This window comes from Candidatus Avoscillospira sp. LCP25S3_F1, from assembly GCF_052117125.1.
GTDB lineage: Bacteria > Bacillota > Clostridia > Oscillospirales > Oscillospiraceae > Avoscillospira_A.
The window spans coordinates 42685-63418 of the sequence record NZ_JBQKJT010000004.1 but is presented as its reverse complement, the minus strand read 5'-3'; the positions used below and the strand labels follow the sequence as shown (position 1 = coordinate 63418).

Genomic DNA, 20734 nt, shown 5'->3' with positions numbered 1-20734 from the left:
ATGAGCTATGACGAAACCATGTTCGGTACGGCGCCTCCTTTCTCTTTTGAGGAAACCGAAGGATACGAAGAAAAAGATCTGTCTGCTTCGCTGACCCTTCGGTGGAGCCGGAAACGCAGACGCTGGGAGTGTGACAATGCGTATTTCTGGCACGAGTCCCAAAACAAGTGGTGCTGCCGCAGTGAGGACGGCAGATATTATCACGGCTTCCGCAGTCTGCGGGCCCTTCTGAAAAGCTATGTGGGCGGACGCCTGTGTGAAAGCTCCCGCTGCGATGGTGCGAGAAATGTCCGGGCAAAATACTGGTTCCGCCAGCACCCCAAGACGGTGACCTGCCGCGTCACCATCCGCTGCACCGGCCTGTTTCCGGCGCTCTTTTCCAAAGGAGGGATCACAGTATGAGCAGAAAGAAAAAAGATAAGTCGGCCCAGTCTACCCGGCAGCTCATGGGGATCGACAGCGTCAAAGACTACTGCATCGCCACCCGCATGGGCGACCTGGTATTCTTCATCATCAAGCCCACCAACATCAGCGTCCTGCCGGACTCCAGCATCAGCGCCAGAATCTACGCTCTGCTGAATGTGGTCAAGGGACAGGCCGAGATCGAGATGCTGGCGCTCAACTCCAAGGAGTCCTTTGAACGGAACAAGACCTTCTATCAGGAACGGCAGACCTGCGAGGAGCTCCCTGCCATACGCAGGCTTCTGGAGCAGGACAGCACACACCTGGACCGCATTCAGGTGCTGATGGCCTCCAGCCGGGAGTTTTATATCATCATCCGGCTGCGGAAGGAAAAGGATACGGATGTGTTTCCGTACCTCAGCCGCATCGAGCAGAGCATCAATGACAACGGATTCACCACCCGCCGGGCCGCCGAGCAGGATCTCAAACGGATGCTGGGCGTCTACTTCGAGCAGAATGTGACCACCGAGCAGTACGAGGACTACGACGGTGACCGCTGGGTCATTGTGGGCGAATAAAGGGAGGAATTCCATGGCAAAGAAACGAGTAAACCCCGCACCTCAGGGCCGTGAGGAGGCGAACATCAAGTCCTTCCTGGACATGATCGCTCCCTCAGTGGTCAGCTTCATGCCGGACCACTTCATCTGCGGCAACACCTACCGCTGCGTCTGGGCCCTTCGGGAATACCCCACCAGCACGGACGAGCAGGCCATCCTCCGCCACCTGGGAGAAAAGGACGGCATCACCCTGCGGATCTACACCCGGCAGGTCACGCCCGCAGAGGAAAAGCGAATCATCCAGAACGCAGCCAACAAAAACCGCATGAACAGTTCCAACACCAATGACCTGCAGCAGACGGTCACCGCCGAGAGCAACCTGCAGGATGTGGCGACCCTGGTGGCCGCCATGCACCGCAACCGTGAGCCGCTGCTCCACTGTGCGGTCTATATCGAGCTGACCGCCTCGGACTACAACACCCTCAAGCTGCTCCAGACCGATGTGCTGACGGAGCTGGTACGGAGCAAGCTGAATGTCGACAAGCTCCTGCTCCGCCAGCAGCAGGGCTTCCGCTGTGTCAATCCCAGCGGTCACAATGCCTTCGGCGTCCAGTTTGAACGGGTGCTGCCCGCCTCCAGCGTGGCAAATCTCTATCCCTTCAACTACTCCGGCAAACTGGACCCCAAGGGCTTCTACATTGGCAAAGACAAATACGGCAGCAACATTCTGGTGGACTTCGACCAGCGGGACGAGGATAAGACCTCCGCCAACATCCTGATCCTGGGCAACTCCGGTCAGGGCAAATCCTACCTCATGAAGCTGCTTATCCTGAACCTGTTGGAGTCCGGCAAGTCCATCATTTCCCTGGACGCCGAACACGAACAGCAGGAGATGTGCGAGGCGGTGGGCGGCTGCTTCGCCGACCTCATGGCCGGACAGTACATCATCAATGTGCTGGAACCCAAGTGCTGGGATGACGGCGGCGATCCCAATGCCACCGACGCGCCGGAGGCCTTTCGCAAAAGCACCCTGCTGGCCCAGCACATCTCCTTCCTGAAGGACTTCTTCCGGGCCTATAAGGATTTCAGCGACGCGCATATCGATACCATTGAGATCATGCTGTCCAAGCTGTATCAGAAGTTTGGCATCACCGAGCGCACCAACTTCAGCCGGATGCGTCCGGAGGACTATCCCATTCTCTCCGATCTGTACGACCTCATCGAGCAGGAATTCAAAAACTACGATGCCGGTCAGCACCAGCTCTATACTGAAAAGCTCCTGCAGGAGGTGCTGCTTGGCCTGCACTCCATGTGCAAGGGGGCCGACGCCCAGTTCTTCAACGGACACACCAACATCACCTCCAGCCGCTTTCTGGTGTTCGGCGTGAAAAGGATGCTCAGTGCCGCCAAGAATGTCCGCAACGCCATGCTCTTCAATGTGCTGTCCTTCATGTCCGACAAGCTTCTGACCGTGGGCAATACCGTGGCGGCTCTGGACGAGCTGTATATCTGGCTGTCCAACCCCACTGCTATCGAGTACATCCGCAACTGCCTGAAGCGTGTGCGAAAGAAAGAATCCGCCATGCTTCTGGCCAGTCAGAATCTGGAGGACTTTGACCAGGAAGGCGTCCGTGAGATGACAAAGCCCCTGTTCAGCATCCCGCCCCACCAGTTCCTGTTCAACGCCGGCTCCATCGACAAGCGATCCTACATGGATATGCTTCAGCTGGAGGAGTCGGAATACAACCTCATCAAGTTTCCTCAGAGGGGCGTCTGCCTGTATAAGTGCGGCAATGAGCGATACCTGCTGGAGGTTCATGCTCCGTCCTACAAGGAGAAACTCTTCGGATCGGCAGGTGGTCGCTGATGGCTGTGCCTGCGGCAATCGCAAAAGCCGCCGCCATGCTCCTCACCAATGAAAAGACCCGAAAAGGTGTGGGCTGGATTCTGGTGGCAGTCTTTTCACCGGTCATTCTTTTGATCGCCCTGCTCTGCGCCATTGGTTCCGGCGGTTCAGAACACAACAACTATTCGGTGGAGGCGTGCTTCTATGGAGGCGAGTTCTCCGCCGAAGTCCCTGCGGAGTTCCGGTATCACATTGAGGAGATGCGCTCGGCCTTTTCTCTTCTGGACTCGGCGGTGTCCTCTGCCAATGGGCAGATGGACAGCGGCAACAGCCTTGACCCCATCCGTGTCAAGGCTGTTTTTTATGCCCTCTGCTTTGGGGAGGACGCCCCGTCCACACGGGCGGCGAACAGCTTCGTGGGGTGCTTCTACACCACCGAAACCCGAACCCGAACCGTGGAAGTGACTCTGGAGGACGGGACTACCAGTACAGAGGAAGAAGAATATACCGTCGCGGTGCCGATCTCGCTGTACCAGGCATACGCCAATCTGGAAGCCCATCTGGGCAGAGCAATCACGGAGGATGACAAAAGCAACATCGACCACATCTATACCATGATAGCCGGTGCCGTGGGTGGCGGCAGCTACAGCGGCGAGTATCTCCGAGGGGATGGGAGCAGCATTGAGCTGGACATCTCCACCTTCACCGATCCCACCACCAAGAATGCCGCTGACCTTGTGACCTACGCCATCCATGCCTGGGAGTCCGGCTGGGGTTATGTCTGGGGAACCTACGGCAGTGTCCTCACCGATTCGCTCTTCGCCTATAAGTTGGAGCAGTATCCGGATGGCGTTGGTACCTACGCAGACTTCATCCGGGCCAACTGGCTGGGAGGACGGACAACGGACTGCGTCGGTCTCATCAAAGGCTATGGCTGGCTGAATCCCGAAACCCTCACCATTGACTATGCCACCAACGGCATGCCCGACCTGGGAGCAAACCAGATGTACTACTCCGCATCGGTGTCCGGTCCCATTGATACCATGCCGGATACTCCCGGCCTTGCCGTCTGGCACGACGGACACATCGGCGTCTACATCGGAAACGGCGAGGTCATCGAGGCCATGGGCACCAAGTACGGTGTGGTCAAGACCAAGCTGGAAGGCCGCGGCTGGACCCACTGGCTGGAGATCGAATACATCAACTACAACTGAGAAAGGAAGTGCCAATGAAACAAGTGAACCTGACCATCACCTTCGATGAGGAGAAGCTCTCGGCGCTCAAACGCTACATGGGCAAGAAGGAGCTTGACCTGGACCGTGAGATGACGGATGCGCTGGTGAAACTCTATGAAAAATATGTGCCCGCTCCGGTGCGTGAATACATCGACGAGAGCGATGTAAACGCCGCTGCTCCGAACAAGTCCCGCCGCAGCCCGAAGCCTGTCACGCCCAAACCCGCAGAAGAAGTGGAGGCGTCGCAGTGAACAGCAAAGACATCACCCTCTGGATTGACGAGCGTTGGTACGACGCCCTCAGCAAGCATCTGAAAGATGAAACGCTGGAGGAGCATCTGGAGAATGTCCTTGATGAAATGTGCAACCAGCTTCCTCAGCGGGAGTACGAGCGCATCAGCCACGAGCTCTGGGCAGAGCAGCAGGCGGAGAAGGAGGCTCGGGAGGCCACACGGCGCTTCGCCGTTTTCCATGTCACGGAGGGCGGCAGTGCCGACTACTTCCTGACGGAAGAACATATGGAGTTCCTGCAAACTGCCCGACGCCTTCGCAGCTATATCCGCAAGGCAGACGGCGACGCCCCCGCACACTTCACTGAAATGTTTCCCCGTGGAGAGAAACTGTCCCGTGAGCAGTTCGAAACATATGTGTCGGAGCGGCTGGATAACACCGGCAGAGTGGTCGGTGCATTCGACATTGACCTGGACAGCGGCTACCTCGATGCCCTCAACATCATGGACGGCTGGAAGCGATTCCGCATTCAGGATGTCAGCACCGCCGTCTACTTCGCCACGAAGAAAAGCGCCGCGTCACCGGACGAACAGTGGCGCACCTTCCTGGATCGTCTGCAGGGAAAAGAGATCACATACGAAACGGAGCCCCAGTATCTCACCGGTATCCGGACGCTCCACGCAGAGGACATCTCCTTTGCGGAGGATATTATTCAGAACGACAACCTGCTGGAGTTCTACATGGAAGTATCGTTCCATGCGGACGAGGTGTTCGGAACCAACGTCTGTACCACCGAGAACGATGACTGGCTGAACATCTATGCCAACTACGATCTGGATGCCCGCCGTGTCTGTGACACGCTGGAGGTGTATCTGCAGCGGGGCAACGGCGATGAGGAGGCGTTTAAGTATCGCCTCAGCGCCGAGGAACAGGCCCTGCTCCTCCCCAGGATGAACACCTACTGTCAGGAGTACTGGGGCCAAAGTCTGGAGGAGTGCAGTGCGAACTATCTGTCGGAGCAGAGTCCGGCATCCCCGGAGATGCAGATGTAGCGCCGTGTTGCCCCCTGTGGGCCGCTGTGTGCGGCTTTCAGCGGCTGACCGACCGAGTACCCCGCCCTGGGGAAACAGGCGGGGTTTGTGCCGCTTTTCGAGGGAGGTGGAGGCCGACGAAAGGCAAGCAGGAGAAAGGCCCGACGCTCCTTGTGCGCCGAGCCATTCACAACTGCCCGCAGTGCGGGCAGTTTCAGGCTTTTGGATAGGCCGTTCCTTTTGAGCCTAAACAGCAGCAGGAACGCTCCATTTTACGAGAACGCCGCTGTACCAAGGGTTTTACAGCGGTTCCAACAAACAAGGAGGTACTATGGTAAAAGGAAAACAGAAGGTAACTGTATGGATGACCCCATCTGTGAAGGAGCAGATTGAGGACACCTATCGGTCAGATAACTGTAGAACCCAAAGTGAGTTCATCGAAAAAGCAGTGGAATTCTATCTTGGCTATCTGCATACCAAGAACGCCGGCGCCTTTCTGCCCGAAGCACTCTCTGCCATGATGACCGGCACACTGGATTACTATACCGGGCGCATGGGCTCGCTCCTGTTCAAGCAGGGCGTGGATCTCCATGTGCTGGGACAGATCATCGCTTACGACACCGACATCGACGAAGGCGAATACCAGCGCCTGCGCGGAAAAGCCATCCGGGATATGAAGCGCACCAACGGGCGCATCTCCTTCAAGGACGCACTGGACTTCCAGAAGTCGGTGTAACCCATGGCAAAGCTCGTACAGAAAAGCGGCTATATCCAATCGGACAAGGCCGGCGGGTACATGAAGTACATCGCCACCCGTGAAGGCGTGGAGAAGCTGTCCGGAAACGGTCCGGTTACCAAAGGCCAGCGGGAGCTGATCCAAAAGCTGCTCCATGACTTTCCCGATGCTGCGGAGCTGTTCGAGTACGAGGACTACTGCAAGACCCCAACGCTTGGAACTGCCTCCGCATTCATCACCATGGCGCTGGATGCAAACCTTCATGAGATGAACTCAGAGAGCGGATACATGTCCTACATTGCCACCCGTCCTCGTGTGGAGCGTCACGGCGCACACGGCCTGTTCAGCTCCGCTCCGGCAGTTGACCTGAATGCAGCCATGTCCGAGCTGGAGGCCCATGAAGGAAATGTGTGGACCATCATCTACTCCCTGCGCCGGGAAGATGCCGCCCGCCTGGAATACGACAACGCGGATGCGTGGCGCACTCTGCTCATGATGCACACACAGGATCTGGCCAGGGCTATGCGGATACCGGTGGATCACTTCCGCTGGTATGCGGCCTTCCACAATGAGGGACATCACCCCCATATCCACATGATGGTCTGGTCGGACAATCCCAAGGAGGGCTTCCTGACCAGAGAAGGCATTGCGGCCATGCGCTCCAAGCTGACCAACACTATCTTCCGGGATGAGATGAATCAGATCTACGAGCGGAAGGATGTAGCCTACAAAGATCTGGTCGAGACAGCCCAGGACACCATGCGGGAGCTGATCCACAGGATGAATCACCAGCTCTGCGACAACCCCGTCATCGAGGAGCAGATGAGCCAGCTGGTGCAGGCTCTGGAAACCACCACCGGGAAAAAGCAGTATGGCTATTTGAAAAAGCCACTGAAAGCGTTGGTGGACACCATCGTGGATGAGCTGTCCCGACAGCCGGAAGTAGCGCAGTGCTACGAAATCTGGAATCAGATCCGGGACGAGCTGAACGAGTGCTACGGCAGCCGCACACCACGGGAGCATCTCCCGCTCTCCCAGCAGAGGGAGTTTCGCAGAATCAAGAACGACATCATCCGGGAGGCCGAGAACATTCGTCTCGGCCTCCCAACTTTTGAAGATGAAGCACTGCAGGACGAGCCTGAGCCGGAGGAAGCACAGGAGGAACATCGATCCACCAGCGTATACGATCAGGCACAGCGCTACCGTGCCGCCAAATCCGTGCTGCAGGATGTCTATGCGCTGGATGAGGAACACGCGGAAGCGGTTCGGGAGCTGGAGCAGCTCTGGGCAGAGGGATATACGGTGGCAGCCCACCAGCTGGGTAAGTTCTACCGGGACGACCTCTCCACCATGCGGGATCATGAAAAAGCCGAGCGGTGGTTTCGATTGTCCGCAGAGGCCGGAAATGACTTCTCGGAATACGCCCTTGGGAAACTGCTCCTTTCTCAGAAACGCACAGCGGAGGCATTGCGCTGGCTGGATAAGGCTGCCGGGCATGGAAACCAGTTTGCCCAATATCGTTTGGGAAAGCTCTACCTCGCCGGCGAGTCTGTAAAGAAGGATGTGAGAAAAGCTCTGGAGTACCTGACCGCTGCCGCCGAACAGGGAAATTCCTTTGCCCAATATACCCTGGGCAAGCTGTATCTCCTGGGCCGGGATGTGGAGCAGGATCGGGAGCAGGCCAGGGAGTGGTTCACACGCTCAGCCGCCCAGGGCAACCAGTACGCTCAATTCTTCCTCGACCGCTTCGACCAGTTCCGTGATCCGTCCGTGATGCTGGCGGCAACCAAGCTGCTCCATCACATGAGCCGGATCTTCCGGGATAATTCTGTACCGCCTCATAACCCGGCCGGAATCCGCATTGACTCCAAACGGCGCACACGCCTGATGGAGAAACGTATGGCCATAGGCCACAAGGCAGACGATCACGAGGAGCAGGTGTCGTATCAGCAGACCATGTAACAGGAGGGAACCATGTCAACCTATATTCACTTTACAGAAGAGCAAAGGCAGCGTGCCGCCGCTGTGGACTTGGAGGAGTTCCTCCGGTTCCGTGGCGAGAAGCTGATTCCGTCCGGCAGAGAGAAACGGCTGGCCAAGGACCACAGCGTCACCGTCCGCGGAAACGAGTGGTACGACCATGCCGAGGAGAGGGGCGGTCACGCCGTCAGCTTTGTGCAGCGCTTCTACAACCTCAGCTATCCCGAAGCGGTGACCATGCTGCTGGGCGGAGAAGTGGGTACCATCTACCCCTCTGCCGCAGAGCGGGTGGTGGAGCCGCCAAAGCCCTTTGTCCTGCCGCCGGTCCACTCCGATATGCGCAGGGTCTATGCCTATCTGGTGAAGCATCGGAACATTGACCGAAGTGTGGTAGCCCACTTCGCCAGGGAAAGGCTCCTGTACGAAGATGCGAAATACCACAATGCAGTATTTGTGGGCACAGATGAGGAAGGCGTCCCGCGTCACGCCCACAAACGGAGTACCAACAGCTACGGAAAAGCCTTCCGGCTCAATGTGGAGGGCTGCAATCCCCGCTACAGTTTTCACCATATGGGAACAGACGAAAGCCTCTATGTGTTCGAGGCGCCCATCGATATGCTCTCCTACATCACGCTCCATCCGGAGGACTGGCAGCGCCACAGCTATGTGGCCTGCTGCGGCACCTCCATCCAGCCGGTGGCGAAGATGCTGGAGCGGATGCCCCAGATTCACACCGTGCTGCTTTGTCTGGACAACGACGAGGCTGGCCACCTGGCCAACCAGCGCATGATGGCCCAGCTGGAAGCGGACTACACCGTGGAACGGCTCGTTCCGGAGAACAAGGACTGGAACGATGACTTGACTACAGTCAGAGAACAGAAATGCGAGGTGAACACATTATGCCAGAGTTTTGGATAACTCTGTTGGAGCAGCTCAAGGAGTCAAAGGTGGCTCTCCTGATTCTGGCCGGCGCCGGAATGTTTCTTGTCATCGGAGGACTTGCTGCGCTGTCCCACTGCTACACCCTGAGCGGCATCAAGTCCAGGACGGTGGGCGACGGACAGCACGGTACCGCGAGGTGGGCCACCGCAAAGGAGATCAAAAAGATCTATGCCCATGTCCCGTTCCGGGTCAGGGACTGGCGCAGCGGCCACAACCGCCCCGCGGAGCAGGGGCTGGTGCTGGGGTGCAAGGGCAAGAAGGGCGAGCTTACCGCTCTGGTGGACAGCGACGATATCCACTGCCTCATGATCGGCGCTTCCGGCATCGGCAAGACAGCCTATTTCCTCTATCCCAATCTGGAATATGCCTGTGCCAGCGGCATGAGCTGGCTGGCGCTGGACAGCAAGGGCGACCTTGCCCGGAATTACGGAACCATCGCCAAGGAGTGCTATGGGTACAATATCTCTGTTATCGACCTGCGTAATCCCACCCGCTCGGATGGCAACAATCTGCTGACGCTGGTCAACCGGTACATGGATATCGCCCGAAAGGAGCCGGGGAATCTGGCGGCCCGCGCAAAAGCAGAAAAATACGCCAAGATCCTGTCCAAGACCATTGTCAACCCGGACGGCGATGACAGCAACCGTGGGCAAAACGCCTTCTTCTACGATGCCGCCGAAGGTCTGCTCACCTCTGTCATCCTGATGCTGGCTGAGTTCCTGCCGCCCGACGAAGACCATCCCCAGGAGCGCCGACACATCGTCTCCGTGTTCAAGCTGGTGCAGGATCTTCTGGAACCCAGTGGCGTCAAGGGCAAGAGCCACTTCCAGCTTCTGATGGGCAAGCTGCCTCCGGACCACAAGGCGCGGTGGTTCGCCGGAGCCGCCCTCAACAGCGCCGAGCAGGCCATGGCCTCCGTCATGTCCACGGTCCTGTCCCGGCTGAATGCCTTCTTGGACAGCGAACTGGAGCAGATCCTGTGCTTTGACAGCGCCATCGACGCCGAGAAGTTTGCGTCGGAGAGGTCCGCCATCTTCCTGATCCTGCCGGAGGAGGACACCACCAAGAACTTTATGGCCGGTCTGATGATTCAGAATCTCAGCCGGGAGCTGTTTGCCGTGGCCGATGAGAACGGCGGCAAGCTGAAAAACCGGGTGGTGCTGTTCTGCGACGAGTTTGGAACCATGCCGCCCTTTGATATTCTGCCCCTGTTCTCCGCCGGTCGATCTCGCCGGCTGACGCTGGTACCCATCATCCAGTCGTTGGCGCAGCTGGAGAAAAACTACGGCAAGGAAGGCTGCGAAATCATTCAGGACAACTGCCAGGACACCATCTTCGGCGGTTTCGCCCCCAACAGCCAGACTGCGGAAGTCCTGTCCAAAGCCCTGGGCAGCCGCACCGTCCTCTCCGGCTCGGTGAGCCGAGGGAAGAACGATCCCAGCCAGAGCCTGCAGATGATGGAACGGGCACTACTCACCCCTGACGAGCTGAAATCCATCCCCAAGGGCAGCTTCATTGTCATGAAAACCGGTACCCATCCCATGCGGACCCGGCTCCAGCTCTTCCTGAACTGGGGCATCACCTTCGGGGAGCCGTACACTGTGCCGGAGCGGGCAAACCGAGCGGTGGCCTATGCCAATCGTGTGGATCTGGAACGGAATCTTCCGAAGTCTGCCAAGGCAGAGGAAGCAGCGGAACACCGGGGCTATGCGGTGTCCGGACACGGCGGTATGGCGCATGAACCAGTACAGGAGAGAACCCGAAAGCGGGGTAAAAGTATCAAATCCATGGAGGAAGAAAACACATGAGCTACTTTGGAACCATCTACGCCGACACCGAACTGCCCTCCAGAGCAAGGGCAGTTTATATGTACCTGCGGGATCGGTCAGACGCTGAGGGCAAGTGCTGGCCCGGCATCAAGACCATCGCCTCGGACATGAAGCTGTCCCGCTCCACGGTCAAGCGGGCTGTATCCGATTTGGAAAAAGCCGGATATCTGGTCAAAGCCCCCCGATACCGTCCCAACGGCAGCAGTACCTCCAATCTCTATACTGTAAAATAAAGAGAAAGTGGTTTGTACCAAAAAGTTGTACAAACCACTTTTGAAGGAATCGAATTTTTAAAACCTTCCACCAAGGGGAGGCTGCGCTCATGTGCTGGACCCAGGGGCGGTTCATTGTGAACCGCCCAGAAGGACTCACTCTAACTGAGATTTAATGCAGAGAAAGAAACTAACGGAAGAACGGCGGGGACTTGTCGGCAATGCGCTCCCGGCAAGTCCCTGCTTTTCTTCTGCCGGAGAGATTGTGCGTTCGCATAAAATTGCGATACGCTCTTGAAGATAATAGAGATTAGCGGTAAAATATAAGTCAAGTGTGCATTAAGGCCCGTTCTTTGAGAATCACCTTACAAAATATCTGTATTATCTGGAAGAAGGAGAGAGTACATGGCGCTTTCTTATAACCGTATGTGGAAGTTACTTGTAGATAAGAAAATGAGCAAAGCGGATTTGAGAAAAGCCGCAGATATTGCGCCGAATACAATGACAAAGCTACGGCGAGATGAAACGGTAAATCTCGCTATTTTGGGCCGTATATGTGAGACCCTCGACTGTGATTTCGGCGATATTATGGAATATGTAAAAGAATCAAAAAATAGTTCAAACACGCAAACATCTTCAAAGGAGTAGTTGTATATGGCAGAGAGGCAACCGTCCTGGGATAAATATGAAGCCGCTATCCTGTTAGAAGGGATCCTTGCCTCTATGAAAGGCGAGCTCACACGCTCAGACGCAGTTAAGGCAGTATCTCACGATTTAAGAGCAATGGCAGTTCATCGGGGCATAGAAATTGATGCGGTGTATCGTAATACAAACGGAATCTCATTTCAAATGAAAAGCATGGAGTCAGCATATTTGGGACGCACAGTTTTCAAACCGGCTACCAGACTTTTTACAGGGGTTGCAAGTTTGTATCATGACTCCCATGACGAGTATCAAAAATTACTGAAGGAGGCAAGAGCAATGATAATCGATGGAAAAACCGTTAAAGATGATTTCATGCGGTATCTTGCCGAACAAGTGTCTCCTGCCCAGCTTTCTGACTTTTATATTTGTTATTCTGAAATCGAAACCTTTTGCTTGAAAATAAAAGTCCTGCAAAAACCGTTGTTCCAGACAACAGACATCGAAACCATAAAGAAAGTTCAGCGCACAATTGAACAAAATAAATTCTTCAGAATAACCCGCAGAAAGCAGATCAATAAAATTGTTGCTGCAGGGCGATATTACTACAACTACATAAAAGAAGGGCTCTATTCTCGTATTGGCATTGAGGAAACAGCAGTTGAGGAATCCAACACCGCCACTCAGACATTTCAGCCACAACACACACATAATATCGCAAACGATACAATGTCAAAATCTGTTGCGAGTGAACAGTCGGATGAGATAAACAGCAGAAGTTTTTCTCGATACCTGTCGGAAACACTGAAAATGGCCGATGCTACCAGTCGGAGTTATTCTTCGGCAATAAATAATTGTGAGGTGTTTGCAAGAGAACACCAACTGCCTTCTTGGCAACTTTACACTTCTGATCGGCAAGCTGCGCAGGAAACGATTCGCTTACTCTTAAACGATGCGGATTTTTTGAGTTACAATGCGAGGCAGCATAATCGCTTCCGAGCGGCTTTGCAGAAGTTTCTTATGTTCATTGGGGCTGAGCCGCAACAGACTGTTCCTACAAAAGCGGACATAGATTCTGCGAGTCCTTACAGGAATGAAGGTTATGAGCAAGTGCTCAGAGAATATTTCATGAAGGGATTCCGTATGGATTCGCCTCTTGAGATACGCAAATTTAAGAGGTATTACACAGCAACCCATGCCACAGAGCTGACTGACTCTGATGATGACATCAGCAACAAAATCAAGCAACTATGCATTCTTTACGAGGGGAAAGCCTTTCTCCCAGATGTCATGTTGAGCGAAGATCGAAAGGAAGAACTGCTGGATTACATCGAGAGCGCCTTTGCAGACGGGAAAGCAGCTATTTATTATCAAGCGATTTTTGCCGAATTTTCTGATGTGTTCTTGGACTACCATATTCACGATGCCGATATGCTGAAAGCGTACTTGACCTCTATCGGAAACGGAAGATTTTTCATCAACAGAAGTTTTATATCGAAAACGCCCGATGTCAGCATGGACCCGCTATCGGAAGTTCGCTCTTGCTTGCAAAACTTTGGAAGACCGGCGACTTATGATGAGCTTTTTGCTGCACTGCCGCATCTTCCACAGAGTAAAATAAAGTTGATCCTTGCCAGCAATGTTGAATTCGTCAACAATGGCCGCAGCGAATACTTCCACGAAAGTATTGTCCATTTGTCTGATGAAGAATTGGATGGAATTGCTGAAATCATCCAGAGGACCATTGACGAAAGGGATTTCATTGGTGGTAATGAGATTTATGATGCAATCCGGGCAAAATATCCCTATATCATAGAGGAAAATCACACCCTCTCCGTGTATGGGTTCCGGGATGCACTAAAGGCAAAATTAGGTGATAAATTTTCGTTCAAAGGAAATATCATCAGCCGCTCGGGTCAGGAAATCTCGATGGTGGATGTGTTTGCAAAATATGCAAGAAGTCATGATAGTTTCACGCTGTCTGAGCTTCAGGGATTGGCGGATAGCCTCGCTACGACCATATACTTTGATACCGTTTACGAAAACAGCCTGAGAATCAGCCGGGATCAATTTGTATCGAAAGCAGCGGCCCAGTTCCCCGTTGCTGACATAGATGAGGTGCTGGACCGAATCTGTACGGAAAAGTATATTCCCTTGCCGGAAGTAACGAACTTTGGCGCACTCCCCTATGTGGGATTTCCCTGGAACAGCTTCTTGTTGGAACATTATGTGGCAAGTTACAGTCAGAAATATCTGCTCCTACATAGCAGCTTTAATGGAACTGAATGCGCCGGTGCAATTGTGAAGCGTTCCGCAGGCATCGGCAGCTTTGATGACTTGATCATTGACCTGCTGGCCAACAACAATCAAATAGAGATGAAAAAAGCCCCCGTGCTTCAATATCTGAGTGACAATGGATATCTTGCCCGCCGTAGATACTCAGAAATAGAATCGCTCATTATCAGAGCAAAAGCACAGAGGCAAAGGAAGGACACCGACTAATATGTACTCATATACCTGGGATGCCGAGACGGGCGGACTGCTGCTGAACAGCTCACCGCTTTCCTTCAGTAAGGAACCTCGTCCGGTGTATTACAAAGAACTGGATATTCTTGGATTTGACCGGTATTGGAATTATGCAAAGAATGACTCCTACCCCTATATGTGGGCGGAAGCCAACAATTATTTCTACCGGGGACGGCAGGTTGCCAAGACCAAAGGCGGCAGTCTTTATACCCCACCTGAAATTGTGATTATGGACGAGCCAGAGCCCGATGGACAACCTCTCCGCTTTGTTGATATTCCCGCTATGGTCGAAAAGAACCGGGATTTGTTGGAGAAACTGGCCGCAGAAACAATAAAGAAAATATACAACATTTATGTTGAATACATGGATCGGGTCGATGTCTTCTATGTGGCGTTCAGTGGCGGCAAGGATAGTGTAGTAGCCCTCGATCTGGTGCAGCGTGCTTTGCCGCACAATAAATTCAAAGTGCTATTTGGCGATACGGGAATGGAATTCCCGGATACATATAAAATAGTCGAAGAGATTGAACAGCACTGTAAAGACGCAAAGATTGAATTTTTAAGAGCAAAGTCTGACTTCGACCCGAAAGTCACATGGAGGGAATTTGGACCGCCAGCGCAGACGATGCGATGGTGTTGTAGTGTGCATAAAACTGCGCCTCAAATCATCTTACTGAGAGAGTATACCAATAATCCTCATTTTAGGGGAATGGCCTTCACAGGAATCCGAGGAGATGAAAGTGCTTCTCGAAGTGAATACGAAGGTATTAGTCACGGAGAGAAAGTTCGTGGACAATATAGCTGCCACCCAATCCTTGAATGGAACTCCGCCGAATTGTTTTCCTATATCTATGAGAGACAACTCTTGATAAATGATGCCTATAAAAAAGGAAATAGCCGTGCAGGATGTCTTGTGTGCCCGTTAGCCACATCGAAAAATATGTATTTTAAGGAACAAGCATACAGCTTTAGTGATGAGGGATATCGGACAACCACAACATTCAATAACATTATTCTGGAAACAACCTCCAAAGAGTTGTCTAATCCGAGCGCCGTCAAGGAGTTTATGGACATTGGTGGATGGAAAGCACGAAGAAGTGGAAAAGAATTATCATTCGCCAAAAGTTATACAAATGAATCATTTGAACAAGGTGTACTTACAATTCAAGTATCCCGTATAGAAACTGATTGGAAGCAGTGGATTAAAACAATTGGCAATGTAACCTTTCTGGAGAATGGTAATGTCGAAGTGCTTTGCAGAGATAAGTTGTATCACATTGAGATTGCCGAAAATACCAACGGACTAACTGCTACAGTTGTGATAGGGAAAAATACCCAGAAAGACATTTATTTTATGTCAGAATTGAAGACTGTGTTCAGAAAAACCGCATATTGCATTGGCTGTAGAGTATGCGAGGCGAATTGTCCGCATGGGTTTATTTCTATGAAGGATGGCCATGTAACAATCGATGACCGATGCGTAAAATGCAAAAAATGTCACGATGTATTCCATGGTTGCTTAGTAGCCAACTCGTTGCGATTGCCGAAAGGAGAAAAGAAAATGGGGAGCATTGACAGGTATGGAAATATGGGCATTGAACTCGATTGGGTTAGATCGTATTTCAAATTAAAGGATGAATTTTGGACTTCTCCTCACAGCCTTGGAACCAACATGGTTAAAAATCTCAAGAGCTTCTTGAACGATGCCGAAGTTACTGCTAAATCTAAATTTGCACCCTTTGGTAAAGTTATTGATAATATTGGAATAGAGAATTCCGACGCTTGGGCATTGATTCTTTGCAATTTGACATACACATCGGAGTTTAATTGGTGGGTCAAAAACATTGATTTTTCCACAACGCACACCCCTGATACCATTTATGCAATGCTGGATGACTCAATGAGTAAAAATTCTCGTTCACACATTGTCTCCGCATATAAAAACATCCTGATTTCTATTCCTCAATTAAGCAATGAAATCGGCCTGGGTGTCTGTGACTACACGCTAAAAAACGGAAAGCGTTTTTGGAATAGCGTGGTTCGCATCCCCTGGGAAAATCCGAATCCGCTTGTCATTCTTTACAGCTTATATAAATTTGCAGAGGCTTGCGGGGATTACCACCAGTTTACATTGTCCCGCCTCTTAAACCATGACCTCGAAAGTGACGGTGTTAGTCCTACTGAGATTTTTGGTCTTGACCGCAATCAGATGGAAAAGATTTTGAATGGTTTGACTATCAACTATCCAGATTTCCTCAACGCCAGCTTTACACTGGACCTGGATAATATCACTCTCAACAGCGAAAAGACATCTCAGGATGTGCTGAATCTGTTCTAAGGAGGAAGATGCTATGCCGATGTTGGAAAAATACCGTCATTATTTCAATATTGATCCGGATTATTTCCCCGCCGTGAACGAGGCGGTCATCACGAAGAACCCGGAAGTGTGGAAAAAATTCTTCCCCCACGAGACCTTCGTGAAACTTCTGAAGAACACGGTCAGCGTCCTGGAGCGCAAGCAGAAGCTCTGTCTATGGGTGGAAGGTGCCTACGGAACCGGTAAATCCCATGCCGTTCACACGCTCAAAAAGCTGCTGGATTCCAGCGAAGAAGAAACCCGTGAATACTTCCAGAGACATAAAATGGACAACGACCTGTACAACCGCTTCCAGGCCGTGAAGTCCAGCGGTCGTATCTTGACCGTTCACCGCTATGGTTCCGCTTCTATCCGCAGCGACCATAATCTTGTCTTTGCCATCCAGGAAAGCATTGAAAAGGCGCTTGTTGATGCCGGAATTGAAAACAAGGGCGGGAATGCGCTGAAGGATGCTACCATTGCATGGCTCTCTGACAAGGATAACAAAAACTACTTCAACGGACTGATCACTGGCACTTACTCTGACCTCTTTGGCGGAGATGACGCCGATACGGTGATTGAGAAGTTGCGCACCTTCTCCGGCGAGGCGCTGGCAAGGATTATGGACAATATCTTCAAGGTAGCCGATGAGCGTCAGGTAAAAGCTCTGTCGCTGAGCGTGACCGATTTGGGCAACTGGATTCGTGAGGTCATCCGGGCAAACAGTTTGAAGGCGATTGTCTTTATGTGGGACGAGTTTACCGAATATTTCTACAACAACGCCCGCAATCTCACCGGATTTCAGGAGCTTTGTGAAATCAGCGAAACCGATCCCTTCTATTTTGTGCTGGTGACCCATGTGACCCAGGGCCTGTTCCATGAGCGCGACCAGGACTTCATCAAGCTGAACGGACGCTTTGTCAGTCCGCACAGTTTAATCAGCCTGCCTGAAAATATTGCATTCCAACTCATGGGTGCAGCCATGGAGAAGAATAAGGACGAAGTTGTTTTGGCAGATTGGGAGGTAGCCCTTGGCGACCTGACTGATAGAACACAGGCATCCCGTAAGCTGGTGAAGTCGGTGGCTCGGATCACCGACAAAGAGATGATCGATATTCTCCCGATACATCCCTATGCCGCCCTGCTTCTCAAGCATATTTCCTCTGCGTTTGATTCCAACCAGCGCAGTATGTTTGACTTTATTAAAAATGACCGTGGCGATGAAATCAAGGGGTTCCAGTGGTTTATTGACAATTTCGGGCCAGAGGACGACAACCCGCTGCTTTCCGTCGATATGCTTTGGGAATTCTTCTATGATAAGGGAAAAGAATATCTATCGCATGATATTCGCTCTATTCTGGACTATTACAATCGTGCTGGGAATCAGCGCCTTGATTCTGACCAAAAACGTGTACTCAAAACGGTTCTTCTGTTGCAGGCAATTTCTCAATATGCCGGCGACTCTGTTGAGCTGTTTATTCCCAACGAAAAGAACCTTGACAACGCTTTTGAAGGGACTGATATGGAAGGCTCCGCAGCGAGATGTGCGGATCAGCTTGTTCGAGAAAAGGTGTTGTTCTCCAAGTCCCTTGGCGGTGGAAAATTCCAGTATGCTGCTTACAACCATGAAAACGAAATTGATGTAACACCTTTTGAGGAACAGATCGACCGCAAGAGCACCTCGGCTTTTATCACAGAGGAACTTGCTGACAGAACTCGTATCGTGGATGCAATCAGCCTTGGTGGAGCTTTGAAGCTTCGCTATGAACTGCGCTATGTTTCGTCTTCCGACTTTGATTCTACAATCAAGCAGCTTCGCAACACGGAAGAAAAGTATGCAAATAAGATCGTTGCTGTTGTATGCTTTGCGAAAGATGATGCAGAAAGTGTGGTTCTGGGCAAGAAAATACATGACGCCCTTGCTGCTGGCACCTACAACATGATTTTCATTGATGCCAGCCGTACTCCGTTTGGTGCGGATGGCTATGGCGTGTATCGTCACGATATGGCGTTATCTATGTCCCAGCAAGGAAAAGACCCTGCATTAGTTACTCAATATGCCAACAATGCAAAAGATTCTCTGAAGAAATGGAAAACCCGCATTGCAGGCGGTGAGTTTATGGTTCACACCGCAGATAAGCCGGATGGGGAACGTGCTACTACGCTGGACGCTCTGTACGGCCTTCTTGCAGAAATCAACAAGAAAAAGTTCGTGTCCTGCCTTGAGGGCTCTTACAATGTCATTGCCAATATGTATACACCGAGCAGCTTGAAGCAAGGTGTTGAGTGCGCATTCAATGAGAAAACAGCTGGTACCTTCCTGTCCGGCAGTCCCGCCACAAAGTTGGAAATCGCTCTTGACGGCGCATGGAAGGTTCCCGAATACTGGCTTTCCAAGCCTCATCTCTTGATTTCCAAAATCAAGCTGTGTGTTGATGAAATTGTAAACGATGGCTTCCAGAACGGTGGTGGCCGTGTATCTATCAAGCAAATCTATGACGTTTTGAAGGCGGCACCTTATGGTTTTATGCCCTGTAATCTGTCTGCATTTATTATGGGCTTTGTGCTGAAGGAATACGCCTCTGGGACATATAGCTGGAGCGATGGGCTTACCAACGACATTTTGAATGTTGGCAAACTCAAGGAAATGATTGACGAAGTTATTCGCCTTGAAATCACGCCGAATCCTCGCTATAAGGATAAATATATCGTTGCGATGACCCCCGCAGAGAAGGCTTTTAACGAAATTACTTCTGTGGCATTTGGGATTCCGCTTAATATGTGTACTTCGGTTCCAAACACCAGAGAACGCATCCGCAACAAGATGAAGGAATTCTCCTTCCCGATTTGGACTTTGAAGTATATTCTGGACAAAGAATCGCTTCAGACGGAAACCTCCGTGTTGTCCGAAATCATTGATTCTTTTTGTGGAATTGCCAACAGCAATAACATGGGTACAGCGAAGAGCGATAGCGATATTGCCATGGCAATCGGAAATCTTGCCCTTTCCAATCCAGATGCCGCAAAAGATTTGCAAACGATTTTGACCAAGGAAAAGTGTACCCAGGGTATGGCTGCCTACCTTGAAACCTTTGAAAATGGTACGCTTGTCTCTCTTGCTAAAACAGTTGGCGATGGCGGTCAATACCTCAATGTTCTCCGCAGGAAGTTTGATGCGGATGCGGCGAATTGGGTTTGGAATGTCGAAACCGCACAGCAGAAAATCCGTGAGGTTATTCTGGAGTATCAAATCATTGTAGAAAGCAATAAGATTATCTCCAAAAGCATCTCCTATGATGCGACCATACGGGAGTGGTGTGACAAGTGCGGATATATTCGCATCTCCTATGCAGCTGCAAAAAATTATCTTGATGAACTTGGGCCATTCCTCGGAATGCTCTATAACCTGAAAAAAGCAGGAACGCTGCTGGATTCCCAGAAGCAGTCTTTCCTGGAACTTGTTCAGGCAAACGGAAGCGCATTCCGCAACTTCTACAACAACCAGGTTGATCTGTTCAACCGTGTGTGCGGATACTATCTTGATGGGCTTTCAGAAGACGAAATCAAGGATGTGTTTGACACGATGCCTGCTGGCTCATTCACCTACGAAAAAGCAGACTATCTGAATCAGGTTGAAGCGAAGGTTGGGGCCTATAAGGAAGGCCAGAAAAACACACAGTTAAAGAAACTGTGGAGAGAGAAAACTGGGACTGACTCTCCTCGTGACTGGTCGAAAAAACACAAGATGCCTATTCTGTGTCTTATCCCTGACAACGAGGTTGCAAAAGCAAAAGCTGCATTTGGAGCTGTCAACCGTGCCAAAGCGGATGAACAGGCAATCGACCGTGCCATGGAATATTTTGCGTCTGCAAAATTCTTTGACCTTCTGGATGATAGTGCCGCTTTGGACAAAGCGTTTAGAGACAGTATCATCGGAAACTATGCGGTTATGCTTCTAAATATTCAGGAAGTGAAAGATTACCTTGACTCTCACATCACAGCAGAGCCGTTTGAGTGGTTCGGCCTTCCCGAAATTGAAAAGAAGCTTCGTCAAATGGCAGAGGCGAAATATAACCAGGGTGGTTGTGAACGTGCCCTCGCCAAGATCGATGAGATGGATATTGCTGATGTGAAGAAGTATCTAAAGGACCTCATTCGGGATAACATGGTTGTTGGCATGGAGATTATCAAAGGGAACTGAGGAGGTGCA

General features: G+C 51.7%; 15 protein-coding genes. All 15 read left to right on the top strand.

The window, feature by feature from the left end; genetic code table 11:
- The 15 genes from ACTQ33_RS04495 (at position 1) to ACTQ33_RS04425 (ending at position 20725) form a co-directional block, all read left to right on the top strand.
- Positions 1–402, top strand: coding sequence for a hypothetical protein (locus tag ACTQ33_RS04495; protein WP_071430754.1), 402 nt, complete (start codon positions 1–3; stop codon positions 400–402).
- Complete coding sequence (locus ACTQ33_RS04490) at positions 399–980, top strand: hypothetical protein (RefSeq protein WP_071430752.1); 582 nt, start codon at positions 399–401, stop codon at positions 978–980. The genes ACTQ33_RS04495 and ACTQ33_RS04490 overlap by 4 nt, the downstream gene beginning before the upstream one ends.
- Positions 981–993: 13 nt before the next feature.
- Complete coding sequence (locus ACTQ33_RS04485; protein WP_071430750.1) at positions 994–2826, top strand: VirB4 family type IV secretion system protein; 1833 nt, start codon at positions 994–996, stop codon at positions 2824–2826.
- Positions 2826–4019 carry a hypothetical protein gene (locus ACTQ33_RS04480; RefSeq protein ID WP_087233696.1) on the top strand — a complete coding sequence of 398 codons (1194 nt, stop codon included), beginning with the start codon at positions 2826–2828 and terminating at the stop codon, positions 4017–4019. Before ACTQ33_RS04485 ends, ACTQ33_RS04480 begins: the two co-directional genes overlap by 1 nt.
- A gap of 14 nt (positions 4020–4033) precedes the next feature.
- Positions 4034–4291: a DUF6103 family protein gene (locus ACTQ33_RS04475; RefSeq protein ID WP_071430746.1), complete on the top strand. Its 258-nt coding sequence runs from the start codon at positions 4034–4036 to the stop codon at positions 4289–4291.
- On the top strand, positions 4288–5322 hold the full coding sequence (locus tag ACTQ33_RS04470; RefSeq protein WP_071430744.1) for a hypothetical protein: 1035 nt from the start codon (positions 4288–4290) through the stop codon (positions 5320–5322). The genes ACTQ33_RS04475 and ACTQ33_RS04470 overlap by 4 nt, the downstream gene beginning before the upstream one ends.
- Before the next feature lie 310 nt (positions 5323–5632).
- Positions 5633–6037 carry a hypothetical protein gene (locus ACTQ33_RS04465; RefSeq protein WP_071430742.1) on the top strand — a complete coding sequence of 135 codons (405 nt, stop codon included), beginning with the start codon at positions 5633–5635 and terminating at the stop codon, positions 6035–6037.
- Positions 6038–6040: 3 nt separating this feature from the next.
- The gene (mobP3, locus tag ACTQ33_RS04460; protein WP_441462500.1) at positions 6041–7999 is read left to right on the top strand and encodes a MobP3 family relaxase; all 1959 of its coding nucleotides are present in this window, start codon (positions 6041–6043) and stop codon (positions 7997–7999) included.
- Positions 8000–8011: 12 nt separating this feature from the next.
- Positions 8012–8935, top strand: a complete 924-nt coding sequence (locus ACTQ33_RS04455) for a DUF3991 and toprim domain-containing protein (protein ID WP_071430738.1) — start codon at positions 8012–8014, stop codon at positions 8933–8935.
- Positions 8917–10767, top strand: coding sequence for a type IV secretory system conjugative DNA transfer family protein (locus ACTQ33_RS04450; RefSeq protein WP_071430737.1), 1851 nt, complete (start codon positions 8917–8919; stop codon positions 10765–10767). The genes ACTQ33_RS04455 and ACTQ33_RS04450 overlap by 19 nt, the downstream gene beginning before the upstream one ends.
- A complete protein-coding gene (locus ACTQ33_RS04445; protein ID WP_071430735.1) occupies positions 10764–11021 on the top strand; it encodes a helix-turn-helix domain-containing protein in 258 nt (85 codons plus the stop codon). The genes ACTQ33_RS04450 and ACTQ33_RS04445 overlap by 4 nt, the downstream gene beginning before the upstream one ends.
- 384 nt (positions 11022–11405) lie before the next feature.
- Positions 11406–11648, top strand: a complete 243-nt coding sequence (locus ACTQ33_RS04440; protein ID WP_071430733.1) for a helix-turn-helix domain-containing protein — start codon at positions 11406–11408, stop codon at positions 11646–11648.
- Between the two features lie 6 nt (positions 11649–11654).
- Entirely contained in the window at positions 11655–14144 is a 2490-nt protein-coding gene (locus ACTQ33_RS04435; protein ID WP_441462497.1) for a hypothetical protein, read from the top strand.
- A gap of 1 nt (position 14145) precedes the next feature.
- Positions 14146–16506: a phosphoadenosine phosphosulfate reductase domain-containing protein gene (locus ACTQ33_RS04430; RefSeq protein WP_071430729.1), complete on the top strand. Its 2361-nt coding sequence runs from the start codon at positions 14146–14148 to the stop codon at positions 16504–16506.
- A 13-nt stretch (positions 16507–16519) separates the two neighbouring features.
- Positions 16520–20725, top strand: a complete 4206-nt coding sequence (locus ACTQ33_RS04425) for a hypothetical protein (RefSeq protein ID WP_071430727.1) — start codon at positions 16520–16522, stop codon at positions 20723–20725.
- The last annotated feature ends 9 nt before the right edge of the window (positions 20726–20734 follow it).